Genomic DNA, 21,005 nt, shown 5'->3' with positions numbered 1-21,005 from the left:
CGGATCCCGATCTTCATACCTCACAATCTCACGAGCTCGCGATCTAACGCCCTCACGCCCTAACGCCGTGTAATTCCGCCGCCGCGGCGCAATTGCTGTTTGCCGAACCGGTTGTTGATCGCATCGGCCAGCTCATCGAGCTCCTGTTGTTTCTTTGTGGACGTCTCTGCCCCGGCGAACAGATCCCCCTGCTGTGGTGCCAGCCGCACCTCTGCCAGGCCGCTGACACCGACGCCGAGCAGGCGTATTGCCGGTGAGCGCGGTGTCCAGGCTTCCTCCAGCAGGGCGAGTGCGGTATGGCAGATCGCCTGCGTCGATCGGGTGGCCTCATCAAGCGTATGGGCACGCGTGATGGTTTTAAAATCGGCGAAGCGCAACTTGATCTGGATGGTGCGTCCGTAAAAATCCTGCCGGCGTAACCGACACGCGACCTGTTCGGCCATATCCATCAACCAGGCACGCAGAATCGATGCCTCGCGAATGTCCGTGGCAAACGTATTTTCCATGGAGATCGATTTGGCCCGATGATCGCTGATGACCGGGCGGGGATCCAGGCCGTGCGCCAGCTCCCACAGGTGAGCGCCGAACTTGCCGAACTCCATCTGTAAAAATTCAGCAGTACGCCCGCGCAACTGACCGATGGTGCGAATGCCCAGTTGTTCGAAGCGGGCGCCGGTGGCCTTGCCCACGCCCCATAAACGGGAAACCGGTAACGGATCGAGAAAGGTCTGCACCTGGTCCTGCGCCACCTCGACCAGGCCATCAGGCTTATCGAGGTCCGAGGCAATCTTGGCCAGGAACTTGTTGGGCGCAATGCCCACCGAGGCGACCAGCGACAATTCATCCCGAATATCCTGCTTGATCCGCAGGGCAATCTCCCGGGCCGTCCCGAACAGCTTTTCACTGGCGGTCACATCCAGAAACGCCTCGTCCAGCGACAACGGTTCGATCTCGGGGGTATAACGGGCGAAGATCGCGCGGATCTGCTGCGAGATTTGCTGGTAGAAATCGAGCCGCGCCGGCAAGCGCACCGCCTCGGGACACAAACGCAGCGCCCGGGCCATGGGCATGGCACTGTGCACCCCGAACCGGCGCGCCTCGTAACTGGCCGCCGCCACTACGCCCCGTCCCTCGGCCGAGCCACCGACGATCACCGGCCGACCGGCCAGCGCCGGCTGCTCACGCACCTCCACCGAGGCGTAGAACGCATCCATGTCGACATGCAAAATAGCCATACAGCGATACTACCTACCCTGTAAAATATCTTAACGCAGAGGAACGCAAAGTCCTTGGGTTAATTATATCAGTACGTGCACCGGCTTTCGCTGTATAACAAACCATAAAAAAGCAGGTCCGTAGCCTGCTTTTCCTCGTCACTCGTTACTCGTACCTCGTCCCTTTTATCTAGGGCCAGTTACTGTAAAACGTATGTTTTTTCAGAACTTTTTTGACGTACTTGCGGGTTTCGGGATAGGGAGGAATGCCCTGATAGCGGTCCACGGCCTGTTCGCCGGCGTTGTAGGCGGCCAGCACGAGTTTGAGTTGCCGGGGATAGCGTTGCATCAGATCGCGCAGATAGCGCACACCGCCTTCGATATTCTGGCGCGGGCTGTAGAGATCGGTGACGCCATAACGCTCGGCGGTGGCCGGCATCAACTGCATCAGGCCGGAAGCCCCCTTGTGCGAGGTGGCATTCGGGTTGAAGAAGGACTCGGTGTGGATCACCGCCTTGACCAGCGCCGCGTCGATCTTGTGCCGGTTGGCCACGGCATGGATGATGTTCTCGAAGCGCAGATAGTTGGCGGCGGGCGCAGTATTAAAGGTGCTGTGACCGGCGGCATAGCGCCCCAGACCGACCGGATTGCCGCTTTTGCGCACCAGCTTGTGCGCGCTGTCGAATTTGGGGCGATCGGTGATTACCCGGGAACCGTCGGGCAACTGGTATAAATAGTATTCGGCCTGGACCGGCGAGGCGATTCCCCACAACAGTCCCAGTGACAGCACGGTGGCGATGACAGGCAGTTTCATGGCGCGCTCGGTTCCTGTTTTTCTTTCACGGGCAAGATTATATCGGTCGCCGACCGGGAGGAGTTTAGGGCTTTTTTAGCGGCGTCAACCGAAAGACCGACTCCTGCAGCCAGTCCAGCCCCCGTTTGCGGAAGCGCTCGTTCTGTGCCAGCACGTCTTCCGATTCCAGGCAGTCGATTTGATAGTGCTGCCCGTACAGCTCCCGGACCTCCGCGTCACTCACGGCAAAGGGCGGTCCGTCCATTTTGGCGGGATCGTAATCCAGGGTGATGAGCAGATGCGGGACTGTGGCTGACACCAGGGTATCGAGCGTCTCGACATAACGGCGACGCAGCGCCGACGGCAGGGCGATGAGCGAGCCGCGGTCATAGACTGCATCGATCACCCCCAGATCCTGCGCGGTCAGGATAAACAGATCGCCGCATAACAGGGTGATCGATTCGCCCCGCCAGATATCGCAGCGCTGGTTTTCGATGCGGTTCGCCCGCAAATGGTTCTCGGCAAAAAAATCCTTGACCGCAACCGGGCTGACCTCCACGCCGATCACCTCGTAACCCTGATCCGCCAGCCAGATCAGATCCAGACTCTTGCCGCACAACGGCACCAGGACCCGGGCACCCGGCTCGACTGCCAGACTGCCCCAGTGGGCGCGCAGATGGGGATTGACCTCATCGAGATGAAACCCGATCAGGTTATTCTCCCAACGCTCGTGCCAGAACTCCGGTTCCATGCTCTGCTCCATCAATCAAACGGCCCGACAGTTTACCCTTTCCCGGTCCGGATCCGAACCCCGCAAAGAGCCCATGACACCGATTTTCATCGGGACTACCGCCGGAATAAAACCCGTGATGACGACTCACCACCGAAACACCGACGACACCGAAAGCACTGAAACAGTGCCGTCAGTCCATTATCTGGCTGTTTCGGTGTATTCAGTGAACTCGGCGTCGTCGGTGGTTAACTTTGCCGTGCAGCGGCCCAAGCCGTATCCCCGACAATCAGGGCAACATCATCGCGTACGGGTTTTATCCGATGGGCTGATTGGCCTATGATGAGGGGACGATGAATTGAAGCGGAGATGCGCCATGACCCAGATTATAAACAACGAGCAGTACCGAATCGACGCGCTGGAACTGGGGCCGATGGAGAACTTCATTTACGTGATCACCGATCACGCCAGCGGGCGTGCCGCCGTAGTGGACCCGGCCTGGGAAGTGCCGGAGATCCTGGCGCTGGCCGAACAGCGCTGCATCAATATCAGCGACATCCTGCTCACCCACAGTCACCACGATCACATCAATGGTGTCGAACAGGTGTTACAGCAATACGACGCCCAGCTGCATCTGCTCAAACCCGAGGCCGAATTCTGGGGCAAGCACCTGGACCTGCCGACCCTGCATCACGGCGGCGATACCATCAAGGTCGGCGATACCGAGATCCGGATCCTCCACACGCCGGGCCACACCCCCGGTTCGGCCTGTTATCACATTCACGATCAGCTGATCACCGGCGACACTATGTTTGTCTGGGGTTGCGGACGCTGTGATCTCAGCGGCGGCGATCCGGAACAGATGTACGACACCCTGAACAAGCTGGCCAAGCTGCCAGGAAACACCGTCACCCTGCCCGGCCACAACTACGCGGATAAGACCACCGCGACCATGGAAGAACAGGTCAGGGGTAATCCCTTCATGCACTTTCACGACAGGCACAAATTCGTCGACTACCGCATGCACATCCACGACCGCGTCCGCGAAGAGCCCTACCATGCCGAGCCGGCGGACGACGAATGAGACGCTTTTGGGGTAATAGCCTGGGCGGTGGAAATAACGCGGAGAACGCGGAGACGCCAAGGACGCAAAGAATAAAAATCATTATATGAAAATAAAAAGGCGCCAAGGCGCCTTTTTATTTTTTTGGGCATCATCAGAACACCATGATTATTCCACTAAAGCCACCCATTGCAGTTTCCGGTAAAAACATATTATTTATTCTGCTTTGCGTTCTCCGCGTCTTTGCGTCCTTTGCGTTACTTACAGAAACATAAAGAAGTGAGTTATTTCTCGGCGACGATGTAGATCATCCAGGATTCCTGGTTTTCCACTTCAGTCACTTCTTCGTATTCACCGGTGCCTTCCAGCTCGTCTTCGTCGTCATCGCTTTCTTCGTATTTTTCCCAGTAGACCCGTGACTTGCTGAAGCCGGCTGCTTCGAGCATTTCGCGGACTTCGGGAATGGCCCACAGGCGCCATTCGTAGGTGAAGGCGTTTTGCATGCGCGAGCCGTCGTCGAATTCGAAATGGATGGCGCATTTCATGTGATGGTCGATGGGGTTGAAGGCGACGTGTTCCCAGATGTAGGTGGCCGGCTCGTCCTCGAGCTCGGTCTCCTCTTCGATCACGTCTTCGCACTCGGTGCCGCCGAACAAATCCAGAATCAACAGGCCGTCGTCCACCAGACTCTGGCGGGCCTTTTTGAAGTAGTCGATCAGTTCATCGCGCTTTTCGAACAGGCAGTAGCTGAAATTGAAGGCGCAGACGATATCCACCTGCGGCTCAGTCACGTTGCGCACGTCATCGATGTGCAGGGTAATACGCTCGGCCAGGTCGCCGCCTTCGGCTTCGATGTTGTGCTTGCGGCCCCATTCGACGGTCTCTTCGTCATAATCCACGCCGATGGCGGTACGTTGCGGATCCGACTTGCACCATTCGGCGGCCAGATAGGCGGTACCGCAGAAGTCTTCTTTCATGCTCAGCGCCTTGCGGCCACGCAATTCGGGGAACACCTGGTCAAAGAAAGCGACTTCCGCCTCCGGGGCCTGCACCGACTTCTGGTACAACACATGCCGGTCTGCCTGATCGGCCATGGTCGGTTTCTTGCCTGCCTGTTGTTTTGCCATTTCCTGTCCCCTGTTTCGATTGCGTTGGTATTCGTATTTCGGGCGCTATTATATAGGGTTTACACTGTTTTTGTATGAGCGATTGCGCGGAAATTGCCTGTTTCCGGTAATGGCGCTGGTCGCAGGTTGTTCGGTGCATTCGGTGGTAACCCGATATCCACTGGCGCCGGCGAAATTTTGTCTCAGGCCCCACTGGTATAAAATGGATATGGTATGATCCTGCCTTTGCGGTCAATGGCTTACAGATAACATGAGCAATCCGGTTCAGCGCCAGCGTACGGTTCCCGTCCAGGTCGGCCATGTCACGGTCGGCGGCGATGCTCCGATCGTCGTGCAATCAATGACCAATACGGACACCGCCGATGTGGCCGCCACGGTCCGGCAGGTCCGCGAACTGAGTCAGGCCGGCTCCGAGCTGGTGCGCATTACCGTCAACAGCGCCGAGGCCGCCGCGGCCGTTCCGCGGATTCGCGCGGCCCTGGATGAGGCCGGCTGCAGCACCCCGCTGGTGGGCGATTTTCATTTCAACGGCCACAAGCTGCTGAGCGACTATCCCGACTGTGCCGCCGCACTGGCCAAGTACCGCATCAACCCCGGCAACGTGGGCAAGGGCAAAAAACGGGACGAGCAATTCGCGCGCATGATTGAAACGGCGATCCATTACGACAAGCCGGTGCGCATCGGGGTCAACTGGGGCTCGCTGGATCAGAGCCTGCTGGCCCGCATGATGGACGAAAATGCGAAACTGCCCGAGCCGCGCGAGCCGACCGCGCTGATGCACGCCGCGGTGGTCACCTCGGCGCTGGAGAGTGCCCAGCAGGCCGAGGAGCTGGGCCTGCCCCACGATAAAATCATTCTTTCCTGCAAGATGAGCGGCGTGCAGGATCTGATCAGCGTCTACCAGGATCTTTCGGCCCAATGTGATTATCCGCTGCACCTGGGGCTGACCGAAGCCGGTATGGGCTCCAAGGGCATCGTCGCCTCGACCGCCGCGCTGGCAGTGCTGTTGCAGCAGGGCATTGGCGACACCATTCGCATCTCCCTGACCCCGGAACCGGGCGGCGACCGCTGCCAGGAAGTGGTGGTCGCCCAGGAGATCCTGCAATCGATGGGATTACGCGCCTTCACACCGATGGTCGTGGCCTGCCCCGGCTGCGGTCGCACCTCCAGCACCTACTTCCAGCAACTGGCGATGGATATCCAGAGTTACCTGCGCCAGCAGATGCCGCAGTGGCGCCAGCAATATGCGGGGGTCGAAGAGATGAGCGTGGCGGTGATGGGTTGCGTGGTCAACGGCCCCGGCGAAAGCAAACACGCCAACATCGGCATCAGCCTGCCCGGCACCGGCGAAAAACCGGTCGCGCCGGTCTACGTGGACGGCGAGAAAACCGTCACCCTCAAGGGCGACAACATCGCCGGGGAATTCCAGCAAATCATCGACGACTACATCCAACGCCACTACGCACGTCATGACTGACACTGCCATTTCTTGAATTTCTGGAGATAACGCGGAGAACGCAAAGACGCAAAGAACGCAGAGAAAGATTATCTATGGAGTTACTTGCCAACATGTGGCTTACTGACAACAAGACAATACTCCTGTACTCCATACAATACCTACTTTGCGTCCTCTGCGCCTCCGCGTCCTTTGCGTTTATTTCCAGAGCATCGGAGAAAGGGGATATATCTCGTCCCTCGTCCCTGCTCTCAAGGTCATTCGACCTTGAGAGCCTGTAATAGCATGTCGTGGTAGTTGCGGATGCGCCGCACGTAGCGTACCGGCTCCGAGCCGCGGGCATAACCGTAGCGTAAATCCTTGTAATATTTTTTCTGCGACAGCAACGGCAGAACTTCACGGAATTCGTGCCATAAGTTTGGATCCATCCCCTGTTCACGCGCCAGTTTGCGGGCGTCGTAGACATGGCCCATGCCGACGTTATAGGCCGCCAGGGCGATCCAGGTGCGATCCGGTTCGCTGATCTCATCCGGTAACCGACCAAGCAGGTTCGCCAGGTATTTGGCCCCGCCCATGATGCTCTGCTCGGGATCCAACCGGCTTGAGACCCCGACTTCCCTTGCCGTGGTGCGGGTCAGCATCATAATGCCACGCACCCCGGTGGGGCTGCGTGCCAGGCGATCCCAGTGAGATTCCTGATAGGCCTGGGCCGCCAGCAGAATCCAGTCGATACCGTATTTCCTGCCGGCTGCCTGGAACATTGCCTTGTATGTGGGCAGGACGCGCTTGACCTTGCGCTTGAAGGCACGAGTGTCGACATAGTCGAACACCTCGATAAAGCCATAATACTTGTTGATCAGGTGTTCCAGAACGCCGTCGTCACGAAACCCGGACAGCCAGTTATTAACTGCACTTTGCAAGCCATGGGCTTCGGCAGGCATGGCCCAGGCCAGCGGCTGGGGTTTGCTGATATCAAAGCGCACCAGCAATTCAGGCATGTATCGCTGGTTGACCTTGACGATATTCGAATCAGCGACGGTACAGTCGAGCTTGCGGCGCCAGACCCGCTCCAGTAGATACTCGGTATCGTGTTCGGCATCCACTTCCCAGGTCAGCTCCGGAACCTCTTCTTGCAAACGCTGTAACTGATCGACATAGCTGGTTTCGGACGGCACCGTGAGAGACAGCCCAACCAGGTCTTCGGGCTCTTCGGGATAGGCCCCGCCACGGCGACAGACCACCTGCTGGGTGACCTGCTGGTAACTGTCGGAAAAGCGATAACGATCTTTACGCTGTTCGGTGCGAGTCAGGCTGGCTGCGGCCAGATCCACCTTGCCCTCCTCGAGCAAACTGAGGATTTCAGCCGGGTTATTACGCACCATCAGCTCCAGCTCCACGCCGAGATCATCGGCAAAAGCGGAAACCAGGTCGTATTCAAAGCCCGTCTTCCCGTCACGATCGACATAATAGGTCGTCGGGGCGTTGCGGGTGACCACTACCAGCTTGCCCTGTTCCTTCACACGGTTGAGATACGTTTCCTCGCCACAACCGGCAAGCAAGATGGTCAACAGCAGCAAGCCGCCATAGCGCAACTGTTTCAATCCGGCTCGCTCACCGCCCGATAGCGCAGGGTACGAATAACCAGTCCACCCCATTGATAGAGTCCCATTCCCAGCAGGATCAACATCGCTCCCAGATAAAGCTCGAGACCGATCTGCTCCTGGTTGAACAATCGCCCAAACAACAGGGCAAGTACAGGTGTCAACAAGGTTACCAGCGCCACGCGACTGGCATCAATCTGTTTCAGCACATAAAAGAACATGACAAAGCCCAGCACCGAGCCGAATATGGCCAGATACAGGATCGAGGCGGCCGCCCGTGGACCGAGGTCCGCTGGCCACTGGCCATCGAACAGCAACCAGACCAGTAAATAACAGGGCGCCGCCACCAGCAACGCACCACTGGTCGATTCCAGCCCCGACAACTGCGCATCGATCTTTTTCACCAGCACCATGCTCAGCGAATGCAGACAGACCGCCAGCACGATCGCGCTGATCCCGTATCCGGCCTGCTCGCCCAGGTGCAGACCCCGGGCAAAAACCACGCTCAAGCCGCCTAACGCCAGAACGATACCGCCGAGTTTGTGCCAGCTCAGGGCCCGCTCCTGCAGCCACAGGGCCGCCATGACGCCGGTGACGATCGGCGTCAGACCAAACAGCACGGAAATCAATCCCGAGGGAATATACTGCGCCCCCCAGTAAACACTGGTCATGGCACCGAACACCCCGATACCCCCGGCCAGATAACTTTTCAGGGCGGCACGATCGCGGGGCAGCCCGCGGGACAGCAATGTCAGCAAGATCACACAGACCAGCGCCCCGAGCCACATGCGCGCGGCCACGCCGAACAAAAAGCCCGGCCCTTCCCCGCTCCATTTGATCGCCAGCGGCGTGGTCGACCAGATCAACACCACCCCGATATAAGCTGTCGGCACCGACATCTTTTTCTCCCTGATAATGTCCAAAACGAAAAAAGCCACAGTTTTCAGGCTGTGGCTTTTGGAAAATCCGGTATTGCTTGTACTTAACGACTGTTACAACACCCTCTCCGTCCGCCACGCACGGTCCATTGCCCAGACACGCAGGCGTACCGGGCAGGCAGAGATCTTGGCAGAATGAATGGCGTTAAACATGTTATTGAGTTTGCGTCGAGAATCGGCGGGTGTCAAGTACAGGTACTTCCACTTTTTAAACTTCCTAAAAATAACGCGAAGGACGCAAAGACGCAGAGAACGCAAAGAAAAATATTGTGGGCCAGAGGACTGCGTGCGACTCACAATTTTCGACTCGGAATTACAATGCCACGACAAGTACCTTCGCTTGAACCCAGCGCCGCATTCGAATTAGATCAGAATTTAAAGCCAATCATTTCTCCGCGCCCTTTGCGTCTTTGCGCCCTCTGCGTTATTTACAGAGCCCTCAAGAAGAGGCAATGCCAGGCGTTACCGGACGTAGATATATTTCCAGTCGACACCGGTGGCGTCGCGCAGGCGTTTGAGGATGCCGTCGGTGGGCACGGCTTCGTGGGGATAGATGTTGTAAAGCTCGATAAACAGCCGGGCGAAGGCCCCGCTTTTGCGCCAGTTAAGTTCCGTCGCGGCGGACTCGGCGCCACACCGGGGACAGCTATAACGGTAACGGTCCGGATCGACCTGCCAGGCGTCGATGATGTCGGCCCAGTTCTCTTCCCGATGGCGACACTGGCGACAATACACCTGCACCTGTTGCGGGCCGCCACGAAACTGCAACTGCTCGCTATAACGGAGACCGACATGGCAGAACTGATCGGAACCGGGCGCCTGGGGTTCGAATTCCACCGCCGGCGAGCAACCGAGAAAACTGATGTGCTGCAAAAATGCCGGGCCCGCCTGATAGCGTTCGCCGGGGAGGTCCTCGAGTGTGTCGCCAATCAGCCCGGACTGCTGAAGAAGTTCGATCAGGGCGGGCGGATCGGCCGGGCGATAATCGGGATCGAGTGGATACAGCAGCAATGACGGCAGGGAGGAGAACATCGAAATACCTGGATCAAACCGGAGCGCCAGTATACCAGCCCCGCCGACGTGATTAACCCCATGAATTGTCATGTATCCGCCGGATTTCGGGGCGATTCCGCCGGCACAAAATGCTAGAATCAACACCTGAACACGTATAGTGATAACTCAATGGTATTGGCGATGAGCGGTAAAGAGTATTCCAAAGAAGAGCAGATTCTGCAGACGATGCGCAAGGTTTTGACCGATGTGGCCAAGGACACCTATACCAAGCCCGGACTCAAGCATCCGCTGTCGGAAGACACTATTATTTCGATTCGCGACTGCCTGGGACTGATTTCCGCCCGCGAGAAGGAACTGGCCGAGGAAGCCGGGCGCCCGAGCAAGATGCGCCCGCGTTATATCGACGAACCGCAGGATTCGGTCGTCATTCCGCTGGATATGACCGGACTGAAGAAAAACAAATCCTCCGACCCCGATTCCAAATAACGCTTACTCCAGCGTTTCCCAACGCGCAAAGCAGGCCTCCAGTTCGGCGTTGATCTGATCCAGGCGCTGCAGGGTGGTGGCAATGGTGTCACTTGCCTGTTGATAAAAGGCCGGATCGCTGATCTTCTCCTGCAACTGCTGCTGTTCCTGCTCCAGTTGTTCGATCTTTTGGGGCAAGGCCTTGAGTTCCTGTTGCTCCCGGTAAGCGAGTTTGCGCTTGCTGGCCTGCGGCGCGGGTGTTTCGGGCACCGGCGCGGTGCCGGTGGAATCGGCGCCGCTACTGTCCCGCGGCGTTAACGGGTGCTGCTGGCGATAGCGATACCAGTCGTGATAGCCACCGACATATTCATTCACCACGCCTTCCTCCTCGAACACCAGCACGCTGGTGACCACGTTATCGAGAAAGGTCCGATCATGGCTGACCAGTATCAGCGTCCCGTCATAGTTCAGCAGCAGATCCTCGAGCAGCTCGAGGGTTTCCACATCGAGATCGTTGGTCGGTTCGTCCAGCACCAGCAGGTTGGCCGGCTGGGTGAACAGTTTGGCCAGTAACAGACGGTTGTGTTCGCCCCCGGAAAGGCTTCTGACCGGCGCATGCACCTGTTTGACCGGGAACAGAAATTCGCGCAAATAACCGATGGCGTGGCGCTTGCGCCCCTGCACCTCGACCATCTCGCTGCCTTCGTTGAGATTGTCCAGTACCGATTTTTGCGGGTCGAGGATCGCCCGGTGCTGATCGAAATAGGCGATTTCCAGTTTGGTCCCCAGACGCACCCGGCCGCTGTCCGGTTTGACCTCGCCGAGTAACACGCGGATCAGGGTACTTTTGCCGACGCCGTTGGGGCCGATGATCCCGATACGGTCGCCGCGCATGATGCGGGTGGAAAAATCTTTCAGGATCGGCTTGCCGTCATAGGCAAAATTGACGTGCTCCACCTCCGCCACCAGTTTGCCGGAACTCTCCGCTTCGTCCAGGTTGAGCCGGACCTGGCCCTGGCGATCGCGACGCTGGCGCACCTGATCGCGCATCTCCTGCAGGGCACGCACCCGGCCCATGTTGCGGGTGCGCCGGGCCTTGATGCCCTTGCGGATCCAGGCTTCCTCTTCGGCCAGTTTCTTGTCCTGCCGGGCACGCTGTTTTTCCTCGGCCTCCAGCAGCTGTTCCTTTTTCTCCAGGTAATGCTGGTAATCACCCGGCCAGGAAGTGAGCTGGCCGCGATCCAGCTGAATAATCCGGGTGGCCAGATTCTGTAAAAAGCTGCGGTCATGGGTGATAAAGACCAGGCACCCCGGATAGCCAAGCAGGAACTGCTCGAGCCAGGTGATGCCCTCGATATCCAGGTGGTTGGTCGGCTCATCCAGTAATAACAGATCCGGTTCGCTGACCAGTGCGCGGGCCATCAGCACGCGCCGCTTCATACCGCCGGACAGGGTCGCCAGTGGCGCCTGTTCGGGCAGATCCATTTTACTGATCGCGGAAGCCACCCGCTGCTCCAGTCGCCAGCCGTCCACTGCTTCGAGCTGATGTTGCAACTCGCTCAGCCGTTCCACCTGCTGCGGGGAATTATCAAACTGTTGCAGTGCCTGATGATAGGCGCTCAGTAACGCCCCCGCCTCCTGCAATCCGCCGGCCACGACCTCGAAGACCGTCTGCCCCGCCTCCTTCGGCACATCCTGATGCAGATGGGCGATGCGCAGGGTATCCGGATGCCAGATTTCACCGTCATCGGGCCGGATATCGCCATTGAGCAGGTGCATGAGGGTCGACTTGCCCGAGCCATTACGCCCGACCAGACAAACCCGCTCGCCCCGTTCGAGCTGCAGCTCGACCTGATCCAGCAACGGTTGCTCACCGAAGCTGAGGCTCACATTCTTGAAGGTTAAAATAGGCGGCATCGACATCCATCACCGGTTGGAAGGGCGGGCAGTATAACGTATTCGCCGGCGCCGGTCAGGGCGCTTCCGCCCCCCGCGCGATTGAGCTAAAATTGCCCTCCCTTTGTAACCGGTTCCACTGCTATGGATGAACACGAGGCTGCACAATTACGTGACAAGCTGCAGACCCTGGTATCCGAACATCGGGATCTCGACGATGTCATCAATCGCCTGGCCCAGGATCCCACCATCGATCAGTTGCAGCTGAGCCGCATGAAAAAACGCAAACTGCAGCTCAAGGATCTGATCGCCCGGGTCCGCAGCCGCCTGATTCCCGATATGGAGGCCTGATTCGCCTGCCGCCGGCTTGCGCCGGCTGATCCGGCAGGATAAAGTTATTCGCAGATATTCAGCCCCCGGATCACAGCATGGCCAGCGAGCCGGTCAGTGATAAACGCAATCATGCCCGTTTTGCCCTGGCACTGGATGTCAGGGTGAGCTTTGAGGATGACAGTTTCATTCTCAAAACCCGCGATATCAGCGACGGTGGCGTGTTTCTGTCGGTCGAAGAGGAGGCTATCACGCTGCCACCACTGGGCAGTCGGGTCAGCCTGCAGGTCCAGACCCCGCTGCAGGACGATGAGCCCGCACCGGTGGTCGAAGGCGAAGTGGTCCGCCGTACCGACGACGGTATCGGCATCCGGTTTTTGGAAGAGGCATGACCGGCACGCCCCGCCTGTTTGAATCCGTTATTGTCCGAGTCGAAATCCGTCATGTCACAAACACCCCCTGACGCTGAAATCCTGATTGCCACCGGCTGCGCCCACTGCCCCACGGTGTTGCAGGCCCTGACCGACCTGATCAAAGAAGGCGTGATTCATGAATTGCGGGTCAGCAATATCGTGGTCGATCCCTCGCGGGCGCAGGAGCTGGGGGTGCGTACCACGCCCTGGACCCGCATCGGCCCGTTTACCCTGGCGGGCAACTATTCACCGAAGGAGTTGCGCCACTGGGCCGAGCAGGCCGGCAGTGACTCGGGCATTGCCGATTACATCCGCCACCATCTCAAGGAAGGCGAATTGCAGACTATCGAGACATTTTTGCGCCAGCAGCCCGAATGGCTCAGGGTGATCATCGGTCTGCTGGAAACGGAAGACCTGGAGATCCAGGTTCGCCTCGGACTGGATGCGGTACTCGAGTCACTGGCCGGCAGCGACGCGTTAAAACAACTGGCCCCGGAATTTGCCCGCCTGTCGGAAAACGATAACGCCCAGATCCGGGGCGATGCCACCCATTATCTGGCCCTGACCGGCGACCCCGGGGTTCGGCTCCAGCTGGAAAAACGGCTGCAGGACGACTCCCCCGATATTCGCGAGATTGCCCGCGAGGGGCTGGATCAGCTGACGCAAACTCAGGCCTGATCGAGATCGCCGCGCAATAACTGATACATCTCGTTGAGCTGCGCATCGGCCTCGTGCCGGGCTTCCTCGGCCAGCTCCGGCGATAAACCGACCAGCGACCAGATGGCGGGATCCAGCCGCTGCTCCTGCTCCGCCTCCGGGCGACGTTCCTCTTCCGACGGGGTGGACAGGCCGTTGGCCAGATGCACGATCGCCGCCTGTTGCGGGTAGTGTTGCGCATGGCGGGGCTGATGGTGGTGAGCGATACATTCGACCAGTAATAACGGCAATTGCCAGTGCTCGGCCAGCGCGCCGCCCAGTTCCGCATGGTCGAAGCCGAATTCACGCCGTTCGCCCAGATAAAACGGTGTGGCCCCATTCTGGCGGTGCGTGTGCTCCAGCGCCCGGCGCGCGTAGTCGGGATAGCGGCTGAACATGACCAGCCGGCCAATATCGTGCAGCAACCCGGCCACAAACAGGCTGTCCGGCTCGCGCAACCGGACCCGGCTCGCCAGATGCCGGGCCAGTAATCCGCAATGAATGCTGTGCCGCCAGAACGCCTCCAGTGAACCCAGTTCCTCCGGGATGCCCTCGAACGCCTGTACCACCGAGGTGGCCAGAATCAGATCCCGCACCCGACGTGTCCCGATCACGGTAACTGCCCGCGAAACCGTGTCGATCTCGTGGCTCAAACCGTAATAGACGCTATTGGCCATGCGCAGCAGGCGCACGGTCAGACCGGGATCCTGGGCAATGACCTCACCGATCGCCTGCATCGGACAGCCGGGATCGTCCACCATGCGATTGATGCGTACGAAGACCCCCGGCAGGGTTACCACCTCATTGGTCTGCCGGACGACCTCGTTCAGGGAAAGCGGATTGGTCATGACAACAACAAATTACCACATAAATGACGAGGAAATAAACCAGTCCTATTCGTCGCTCGCCAGCCGCTGCAGCGCCGCCTCCAGCTCGGCCGGTTCGATGGGAAAGGGTAACGCGGCGTGAATGGGAAAGCGCGCCGCCACCCGCTCGAACTGGTGCAGGTATTCCTTTTCATAAAACACGATCACCCGGGTGTCGGGCAGGCGCTGAACGAGCGCCATCAGGGTCTCCAGACTGCTGGTCCGATCGCGAAAATCCGACTGGAAATTGAATTCGGTGACAATCACCCGCGGTCGTTGTTTTTTTAACACCTTGGCCGCCTTGCGCATCGAGTCGGTGGTCTCCACCTGATAGCCATACTGGCGGTACAGCGGGGCAAAATCGGGATAACCGCCCAGCTCGACGATCGCCAGCAGTTCACGTGAATTCTGTGTGGAAATGGCGGGACTCCCTTGAAATACAGGCCAGTAACCGCATGTATACTAGCATACTGCCTGTGAGTTATTGAGCCATTGCCGCTCAGCCAGTATGCTTGTCAAGCTTTTCACAATCGCCATGCAGCCCGGTTCATTCGCGGGGCTGTACGACATTCAATCATATCGGTGCACAAGGTGGGGACTATGCCGTATTACGTATACAAGATGAACGAAGGGCTCAACTCGATGGTCAAGAACCTCGAATGCCTGGACGAGTTTGAATCCTTCAAGGAGGCCAAGAATTTTGCCCGCGCCCGGCGCAGCGAGCAGAGCGAGGGGGATGAGGCCATCGTCAAGGTCATCTTTGCCGCCAACCAGCTGGCTGCCGAAGAGATGCTCACCGAAAAGCGGGAAGAACCGATCCTGCGCGAGTGGGAAAAGTAACGGTCTGAAACCCCGGGCTTGGCGTGGAAGAAGACGAATACAGATCCACTTATCACGAGATCAACGAGCGCCGTTGTATCTTCGAAAAGACGATTAATTCCCGTCGCAGCACCTGCGAGCATGGACGCCGCTTTAACCTCGCCGATCGCGAAGGCGTCGCCTGCAGTTCCGAAGCCGGCAACGTCCGTTGCCAGGCTTTTCTCGATCTCATGCGCAAAAACGCCAGCTTCGCCCTGCAACAGCTGCACATCGACGGTCCACTGCCCCATGCCAAGGAAGTGAAGGTGCAAACCGGCGGTCTGCTGGGACTGCAGGCCCAGCTGTATCCGGAGAAAAAGGATGCCGCGCAAGTGGAGAACATCGCCGGCATTTTGCGTGACGCGCAGGATCGTTACGGCGAGTTCGAGAAGCTCCCCTTCACCGAACTGGTCAAGACCATCGTCCGCTTCGAAGGCCGCAGCAAACGCCGGCGTGACCGGCGTTAAACCCAACGCAGAGGCGCAAAGACGCAGAGGACCGCTGAGGATAAATATCAATTGGTCCGATCCTGTCGATTACGCTGGCGATAGCCTGCGAGTCAGCAGACAAACTGGACATAACCACTGAATCACACCCAAAACCCCCACACTTCGGCGGGGTCTGAATCATTGATATATCGGGGAGTTTACTCCACGTCCCGTTAAACGGTCTGCGGCATCGTAGTATGCCGGAACCGACGGGGTTCAGTCGTCGCTGCTGGCGGACTTGCTGTCGTTAAACCAGTCGTAGGCGCAATCGAGATGCGCGCGAATACGCATAATGCCATCGATGCCGTCGTCGACCATGACTTTCAGGGGAGTGCGGTTCTGAAACTGCTTGTTACGTTGTTTCATCCACAAGGCGCCCATGGACGGGTTATGCGGATAGGTCGTGCGCAGAGCGTCGACGATTCCAACAATGTGTTCGAGCCGTTCGTCCACTTCGTTGGTTTGCGGAAACGGCGTGTCTTCGCGATAACGGCGCAGCGCACGGGTCGGTGTTTTCGGCGGCAGATTCAGCAGGTCCACCTGTTGCTGGGCGGACATTCCCCAGCTGTCGAGAATCGACATAATAACGCGGGTCAGCTCGACCCGTTCTGTGGAACTCAGTTTGCCTGTGTGAACTTCACTCATGATAATCCTGTCTGGTATACCGGCTTGCGTATAACCCAGTTTAATTTGTCATTCGCCATTGTACAATAAACCGCATCCGCAGTGGTGCCTTGAAAGGCGCGATACAGTGATAATCATCGGTGAGCGAGTGGATCCGGCCTTAAAAACCGGAGAGTTGACGCGGGATATGAACCCGATCCGGTGACAGGTATTCGATCAATCAGAATTTGATAAACGGTAACGAATAGTCGAAGTTCATCATCTGCTGTTCCCCCAGGGCGTTGTACAACACCTGCAGGAACGGCAGATTCTGATCCACATCCCGGCAAAAGCGGTACGTGGTATTTACCGCCAGTTCAAAAAAATGTTGTTCCAGTTGCGTCTCATTGAGTTCGCCCCGGGAGTATGCCTCAAGCAGCCGGGCAACCTCGGGATCGGCGATCAGCAGAAAACGCAACATGGCCGTACGCACCAGCAGCATTTGAATGTAGGTGAAGCTGTCCGGCATGGTGTAAAACCATTCCCGGAACAGGCAGTTGTACAGATAACGGGTGATGTAGCGATCAAGCAGCATGGATAACGTCTGTTCAACCTGCTGTTCACGTTCGGCAAACAGTTCGGTCCAGTTTCTCTGAGTCTCTTCATCCGCCCAGGCACCGAATATCCGCTTTGCCAGTTGACTGGTTTTTTCCTGCGGAAACTGCTCCTGCTTTAACTGCAGAATGGACTGGATCACAATCAGTGCCATGGGCTCATCAGACTGGTATTGATCCAGGTAGTCGGACCAATAAACAAAAGCCTCTTCGGACTCCGCCCGTTGCAACTCTTTTTCCAGCAATGATGCTTCAAACGCTTCACAACCGCGGTGATAAAAACGGGAAAGCCGGTTAGCCACACTGGCCAATGCGTACAAACGAACGGCAAGCGGTTTTTCCTCCCGGGCCATAATGGACAGAAAACTGTCTCTGACCTTTGAAAAATAACCGGCGTAATGGTCCGATTCGCCACGCGGCAACTCGCGCGTAATCGGGTACTCGGCACGCGGCAGATCCGCGGGGCTGAAGCGAACCAGCGACGGCAGAGCCTGCTGGGACAGGCAACGGCGAACCACTTCCGGACAGGAAAGCGCCCCCGACATTTCCACGTCGTTGCCCCGGCGCACGATCACACGTGGAAAAAACGTACAGATATTACCCAGCGGCTCTACCCCGTGCGCACGGTGAATGTCGCATAACCCGTCGTCGCTCAACATGGGACAATAACCGTTATCCGCCATGTTGATATGGGCGTAGTCATAATCGCCCAGCACAGGTTTGTCATTGATCCGGATATAGGTTTCAAACAGGGTGCTTTGTCGGGTATCCTCGGACATGCGTGCCTGCAACAGTTCATAATGCCGGCGATCCAGTTTGATCTCCCAGCGCTGGCAACAGGTATCCGGGCAATCGCCCCCGAGGCATTGAAAATCGCGAAAGTAATCCTGGGTTTTATAAGTCAGAGCCATCAATCAATACCGCGTTGGAAGTCAATCAGCCTGTGGTGGATAATACGCCAGATCGACACCGGCATCGACAGAAGGCTGTTGAGTAAAGTCCGCCAGGATCATCCCGCTGAACTTATCGCCACGATAGACTTCTACGCGAAACTTTCTCGCCTTTCTGTCGATAGAAAACCGTGGCATGAAGTTTTCGTGTGAAATGAACACGCCAGCTTCATCATCCACGCCATCGTGTACGTAGCCGATAATATTAACCCGGTAGTCTTCCTGGGGAATCACCATGAACTTACTGCGCACCCTGATTTTTTCACCCGGCCTGACCAGTTTGTAGCGATCATCCACCAGCACCGGGATGTATTTCAGGCTCTCGTCAAATTCCATGAATTCGGGATGCAGATTGGTCACCCCCCGGTTTCCGTAACGTACCTTGTAGTGCCGCCCCGATCCAACGACCGCCAGTAACGGGTTACTGGCTTCCACCTGCATGGGTTGTCGTGGTGTCATTGGCACATACCGCAGCCAGTCCCGGGCATTTGTCATATCCAGGAAAAGCCGTTTATTGAACATGGCAAGATACAGTTCTTTTTCGATCGCCTGTTTGACATGGGCCGGATCAAGTGCAAAGTCGCGTCGATATTCAATGCCCATTTCCTGCATGAATGCTTCGATGACATTCAGGTGGTAAAAAGCACGAAATTCGGTATTCAGTGATTTACTGGCTTCAACGCCGAATGCGGCCTTATTGTTGCGTACAGCAAAATAGGTCAGGGTTTTTTCCATCTCCCTGTCGCCGTTGCGGGTGCGGGTATTCTTGAGGTGATAACGGTGTTCAGGATCAAGCAGTCGTTGATTAACACGCCGGATCACCCGTTCTCCCGTTTCAGACAGGTTTCCATAACGCGCGTCCCCCAGTTCGGCCTGATCAATAATCAAGCTCTGGCCCCAGCGGTGCGGGCCTCGTAGCGAGTCCTGATGCCGGGGACGATAATAACCGCTGCCATCATGCAGGTTAAGAACAATATCGATCTGGCTGTTCAAAATAATGTTTTTTATTTTCTGTACTGTATCATATTCCGGATCCTCTTCAGCCAGATCCAGAAACTTGCGATTCATATCGCCATGCAGCCCGCGCGAGCGATGAACAATACTCTCAAAATTCAGGTTGGGAACCACCCAGACATTGCCATAATCAATTTGATAATCCGTCACCAGCAGGGAAGCGGCATTAAAACCGCCCGGCTCATCCCCCTGGATCCCCCCGATAATCAGTAACGTCGGTGCCGAAAGACCGCCTCCCTGTTTGTGCAGGGTAAAATCGAGATTCGATGTCGCCGCCGGCATCGCCATGGATGGAAGCAGGATCAGCAGGCACAGCATCAATCCGGAATATAACCACATAAAGTAGTATCGTCCATTACCGGCGGCACCATTACCTGGTTGTATTGTCATTGCCTGTCGTTGTTCCAGCATCACACTGTCCGTTTCACAGAACACCTGCTCAGATGACCTTGATATGCCAGGGCTCGTAACGAACCCCCAGCTTATTCCCGTCGGTATAACGGATATCGACATAGCCCAGCTGAACCAGTCGCTCAAAGACATCGGTATCGGCAAATTCGGCGGTAAAATTGGCGTAACCCAGGTTGCGCTTGCCCACATCGAAATCGCCAATACCGTGAAAGGAGTAACCGGGCGGTGCCAAAGAATGCGAGGCCAGGGCCAGATCACCCCGTGTCTCAACGGCTTTTGCCAGAAACAGATACAGCTGCTTGACCACGCCGCGAATCCCCGAGGTCAGTACCAGATCTTCACCCACGTCTTTTTTCAGACGCCGGTAAAGCTGCAGCGACGCATCCCTGTACAGATAATTGCCGGTATACGGCACTTTTATCGTAGCATGATCCCTGATGTTCTCAGTCAACCGGGCAATGACTTTCTCGCCCATAAACCCGTACTGATGTGCGTCTGTCTCGAATACCCGCTCGAAGAAGTCAAGTTCCGCCCGGCTGAACTCGCCGACTGCCGGATAGTTACGCGCATAGCTCAGCATCTGATCAAAGCCAAGCAGGGCAAAATTACCATGCCCCACCAGTTTCTGGACTTTTTCCAGATGCGCCACGCTTTGTTTGAGCAGCGATAGCTGCCCGGCATCGAGCTGTATGTCTGTCGCTTTGTCCGGCGCCGGTTTGACCGCCTGTTCCAGTTGATCGCGTATGGCTTCATCATCCAGGCCCGCCAGTGGATTGCTGTAGGCAAATACCTCATTCCCGGTCCCGGCCATCTCGACCGATCCGCCCTGGCCTGATGATTTATAGGCTGTACGACATCCCCCCAGGAGCAAACCGGTTGCCGAGAGCACGGAAAGGAATTTACGTCGATGCAGATTCATGATTTTATGCTTAAACTCACAGTGTCAGTGATGGGTATTGCCCTGCGGCAATCCCCGGTCCGGCGTGACAGCGACCGGACTTGCCCAATATAATGCTGTTTTAGCGACTACAGAACCCGTTTTTTTAATATTTCAGAGTCACAATCCATGGATGAGGTACCTGCCGGGCTCCGGGAACTGCGCCAACAACTGGCACAACAGGGGCGTCGTTATCTGGCGCTTTCCCCGATCGACCAGCCGCGAGTCCGGATCCGTTTCCCCGGTCAGTTCGAAGGCCAGGCGATTATCTGGGATGCCGATTTACGGACCCTGCACTATGAATATGAACAGGCCCGCGCAGAAAACCCGACCAATGCCGACGCATTTCACCAGTATATTCATATACAGTCGGCAGAAGGCGAGCGCGTTCCGATTATCGTCGCATTAAATGTGCCACAATTTGATGAACCGGCAATACTCAAGACCCTGATCATGATCCATAATTACAAGAGACTTCGGTTGGGCCGGCATGAATTCGGTCCACCGGTGCATTTTTCCGATTAGACA

The 21,005-nt window shown here is 57.1% G+C and carries 23 protein-coding genes; 9 read left to right on the top strand and 14 right to left on the bottom strand.

Annotated features, from left to right (window positions below; translation table 11 throughout):
- Window positions 1-59 precede the first annotated feature (59 nt).
- The 3 genes from dinB to U5K34_RS08900 form a co-directional block, all read right to left on the bottom strand.
- The gene (gene dinB / locus U5K34_RS08910) at window positions 60-1,235 is read right to left on the bottom strand and encodes a DNA polymerase IV (protein ID WP_322568033.1); all 1,176 of its coding nucleotides are present in this window, start codon (window positions 1,233-1,235) and stop codon (window positions 60-62) included.
- Window positions 1,236-1,404: 169 nt separating this feature from the next.
- Complete coding sequence (locus U5K34_RS08905) at window positions 1,405-2,028, bottom strand: lytic transglycosylase domain-containing protein (RefSeq protein WP_322568032.1); 624 nt, start codon at window positions 2,026-2,028, stop codon at window positions 1,405-1,407.
- 64 nt (window positions 2,029-2,092) lie between these two features.
- Complete coding sequence (locus U5K34_RS08900; RefSeq protein ID WP_322568031.1) at window positions 2,093-2,758, bottom strand: thiopurine S-methyltransferase; 666 nt, start codon at window positions 2,756-2,758, stop codon at window positions 2,093-2,095.
- Window positions 2,759-3,113: 355 nt separating this feature from the next.
- Here U5K34_RS08900 and U5K34_RS08895 point away from each other — a divergent pair, with 355 nt between their 5' ends.
- Window positions 3,114-3,821 (top strand): MBL fold metallo-hydrolase, encoded by a 708-nt coding sequence (locus tag U5K34_RS08895; RefSeq protein ID WP_322568030.1) that lies wholly within the window; start codon window positions 3,114-3,116, stop codon window positions 3,819-3,821.
- Window positions 3,822-4,084: 263 nt separating this feature from the next.
- On the opposite strand, the gene U5K34_RS08890 is transcribed toward U5K34_RS08895, so the two are convergent.
- Window positions 4,085-4,927: a class I SAM-dependent methyltransferase gene (locus U5K34_RS08890; RefSeq protein ID WP_322568029.1), complete on the bottom strand. Its 843-nt coding sequence runs from the start codon at window positions 4,925-4,927 to the stop codon at window positions 4,085-4,087.
- 250 nt (window positions 4,928-5,177) lie between these two features.
- Here U5K34_RS08890 and ispG point away from each other — a divergent pair, with 250 nt between their 5' ends.
- Entirely contained in the window at window positions 5,178-6,404 is a 1,227-nt protein-coding gene (ispG, locus tag U5K34_RS08885; protein WP_322568028.1) for a flavodoxin-dependent (E)-4-hydroxy-3-methylbut-2-enyl-diphosphate synthase, read from the top strand.
- Between the two features lie 236 nt (window positions 6,405-6,640).
- Here the strand turns inward: ispG and mltF are convergent, their stop codons facing one another.
- The 3 genes from mltF to U5K34_RS08870 all read right to left on the bottom strand — a co-directional run bounded on the left by mltF (window position 6,641) and on the right by U5K34_RS08870 (window position 9,954).
- Window positions 6,641-7,984, bottom strand: coding sequence for a membrane-bound lytic murein transglycosylase MltF (gene mltF / locus U5K34_RS08880; RefSeq protein ID WP_322568027.1), 1,344 nt, complete (start codon window positions 7,982-7,984; stop codon window positions 6,641-6,643).
- Window positions 7,981-8,883 (bottom strand): DMT family transporter, encoded by a 903-nt coding sequence (locus tag U5K34_RS08875; protein ID WP_322568026.1) that lies wholly within the window; start codon window positions 8,881-8,883, stop codon window positions 7,981-7,983. The genes mltF and U5K34_RS08875 overlap by 4 nt, the downstream gene beginning before the upstream one ends.
- 501 nt (window positions 8,884-9,384) lie before the next feature.
- Window positions 9,385-9,954 (bottom strand): hypothetical protein, encoded by a 570-nt coding sequence (locus U5K34_RS08870; RefSeq protein ID WP_322568025.1) that lies wholly within the window; start codon window positions 9,952-9,954, stop codon window positions 9,385-9,387.
- A 162-nt stretch (window positions 9,955-10,116) separates the two neighbouring features.
- Here U5K34_RS08870 and U5K34_RS08865 point away from each other — a divergent pair, with 162 nt between their 5' ends.
- Window positions 10,117-10,422 carry a hypothetical protein gene (locus U5K34_RS08865; protein WP_322568024.1) on the top strand — a complete coding sequence of 102 codons (306 nt, stop codon included), beginning with the start codon at window positions 10,117-10,119 and terminating at the stop codon, window positions 10,420-10,422.
- A gap of 3 nt (window positions 10,423-10,425) precedes the next feature.
- Here U5K34_RS08865 and U5K34_RS08860 read toward each other — a convergent pair whose 3' ends face one another.
- Window positions 10,426-12,318, bottom strand: a complete 1,893-nt coding sequence (locus U5K34_RS08860; protein WP_322568023.1) for an ATP-binding cassette domain-containing protein — start codon at window positions 12,316-12,318, stop codon at window positions 10,426-10,428.
- Window positions 12,319-12,441: 123 nt separating this feature from the next.
- On the opposite strand from U5K34_RS08860, the gene U5K34_RS08855 reads away from it, so the two are divergent.
- From U5K34_RS08855 to U5K34_RS08845, 3 genes are all read left to right on the top strand, one after another.
- Window positions 12,442-12,648: a YdcH family protein gene (locus tag U5K34_RS08855; protein WP_322568022.1), complete on the top strand. Its 207-nt coding sequence runs from the start codon at window positions 12,442-12,444 to the stop codon at window positions 12,646-12,648.
- A gap of 77 nt (window positions 12,649-12,725) precedes the next feature.
- Window positions 12,726-13,019, top strand: coding sequence for a PilZ domain-containing protein (locus tag U5K34_RS08850; RefSeq protein WP_322568021.1), 294 nt, complete (start codon window positions 12,726-12,728; stop codon window positions 13,017-13,019).
- A 51-nt stretch (window positions 13,020-13,070) separates the two neighbouring features.
- Window positions 13,071-13,718, top strand: coding sequence for a thioredoxin family protein (locus tag U5K34_RS08845; RefSeq protein ID WP_322568020.1), 648 nt, complete (start codon window positions 13,071-13,073; stop codon window positions 13,716-13,718).
- Here U5K34_RS08845 and U5K34_RS08840 read toward each other — a convergent pair.
- Together U5K34_RS08840 and U5K34_RS08835 are read right to left on the bottom strand one after the other, a co-directional pair.
- A complete protein-coding gene (locus U5K34_RS08840; RefSeq protein ID WP_322568019.1) occupies window positions 13,709-14,584 on the bottom strand; it encodes an HDOD domain-containing protein in 876 nt (291 codons plus the stop codon). The two genes, U5K34_RS08845 and U5K34_RS08840, sit on opposite strands and share 10 nt — an antisense overlap.
- Window positions 14,585-14,629: 45 nt before the next feature.
- Entirely contained in the window at window positions 14,630-14,929 is a 300-nt protein-coding gene (locus U5K34_RS08835; protein WP_322568018.1) for a hypothetical protein, read from the bottom strand.
- Window positions 14,930-15,202: 273 nt separating this feature from the next.
- Between U5K34_RS08835 and U5K34_RS08830 the strand changes: the two genes are divergently transcribed.
- Window positions 15,203-15,442 (top strand): hypothetical protein, encoded by a 240-nt coding sequence (locus U5K34_RS08830; protein ID WP_322568017.1) that lies wholly within the window; start codon window positions 15,203-15,205, stop codon window positions 15,440-15,442.
- A gap of 23 nt (window positions 15,443-15,465) precedes the next feature.
- Window positions 15,466-15,927, top strand: coding sequence for a hypothetical protein (locus tag U5K34_RS08825; RefSeq protein ID WP_322568016.1), 462 nt, complete (start codon window positions 15,466-15,468; stop codon window positions 15,925-15,927).
- Between the two features lie 237 nt (window positions 15,928-16,164).
- Here the strand turns inward: U5K34_RS08825 and U5K34_RS08820 are convergent, their stop codons facing one another.
- The 4 genes from U5K34_RS08820 to U5K34_RS08805 all read right to left on the bottom strand — a co-directional run bounded on the left by U5K34_RS08820 (window position 16,165) and on the right by U5K34_RS08805 (window position 20,351).
- Window positions 16,165-16,593 carry a hypothetical protein gene (locus tag U5K34_RS08820; protein ID WP_322568015.1) on the bottom strand — a complete coding sequence of 143 codons (429 nt, stop codon included), beginning with the start codon at window positions 16,591-16,593 and terminating at the stop codon, window positions 16,165-16,167.
- A 199-nt stretch (window positions 16,594-16,792) separates the two neighbouring features.
- On the bottom strand, window positions 16,793-18,076 hold the full coding sequence (fliB, locus tag U5K34_RS08815) for a flagellin lysine-N-methylase (RefSeq protein WP_322568014.1): 1,284 nt from the start codon (window positions 18,074-18,076) through the stop codon (window positions 16,793-16,795).
- A 21-nt stretch (window positions 18,077-18,097) separates the two neighbouring features.
- Window positions 18,098-19,519, bottom strand: a complete 1,422-nt coding sequence (locus U5K34_RS08810) for a M14 family metallopeptidase (protein ID WP_322568013.1) — start codon at window positions 19,517-19,519, stop codon at window positions 18,098-18,100.
- Window positions 19,520-19,568: 49 nt separating this feature from the next.
- Complete coding sequence (locus U5K34_RS08805; protein WP_322568012.1) at window positions 19,569-20,351, bottom strand: M15 family metallopeptidase; 783 nt, start codon at window positions 20,349-20,351, stop codon at window positions 19,569-19,571.
- Between the two features lie 255 nt (window positions 20,352-20,606).
- On the opposite strand from U5K34_RS08805, the gene U5K34_RS08800 reads away from it, so the two are divergent.
- Complete coding sequence (locus U5K34_RS08800; protein WP_322568011.1) at window positions 20,607-21,002, top strand: hypothetical protein; 396 nt, start codon at window positions 20,607-20,609, stop codon at window positions 21,000-21,002.
- Window positions 21,003-21,005: the final 3 nt, after the last annotated feature.

The organism is Thiohalophilus sp. (assembly GCF_034521165.1).
GTDB lineage: Bacteria > Pseudomonadota > Gammaproteobacteria > UBA6429 > Thiohalophilaceae > Thiohalophilus.
This window is presented reverse-complemented; position numbering and strand designations above follow the sequence as displayed.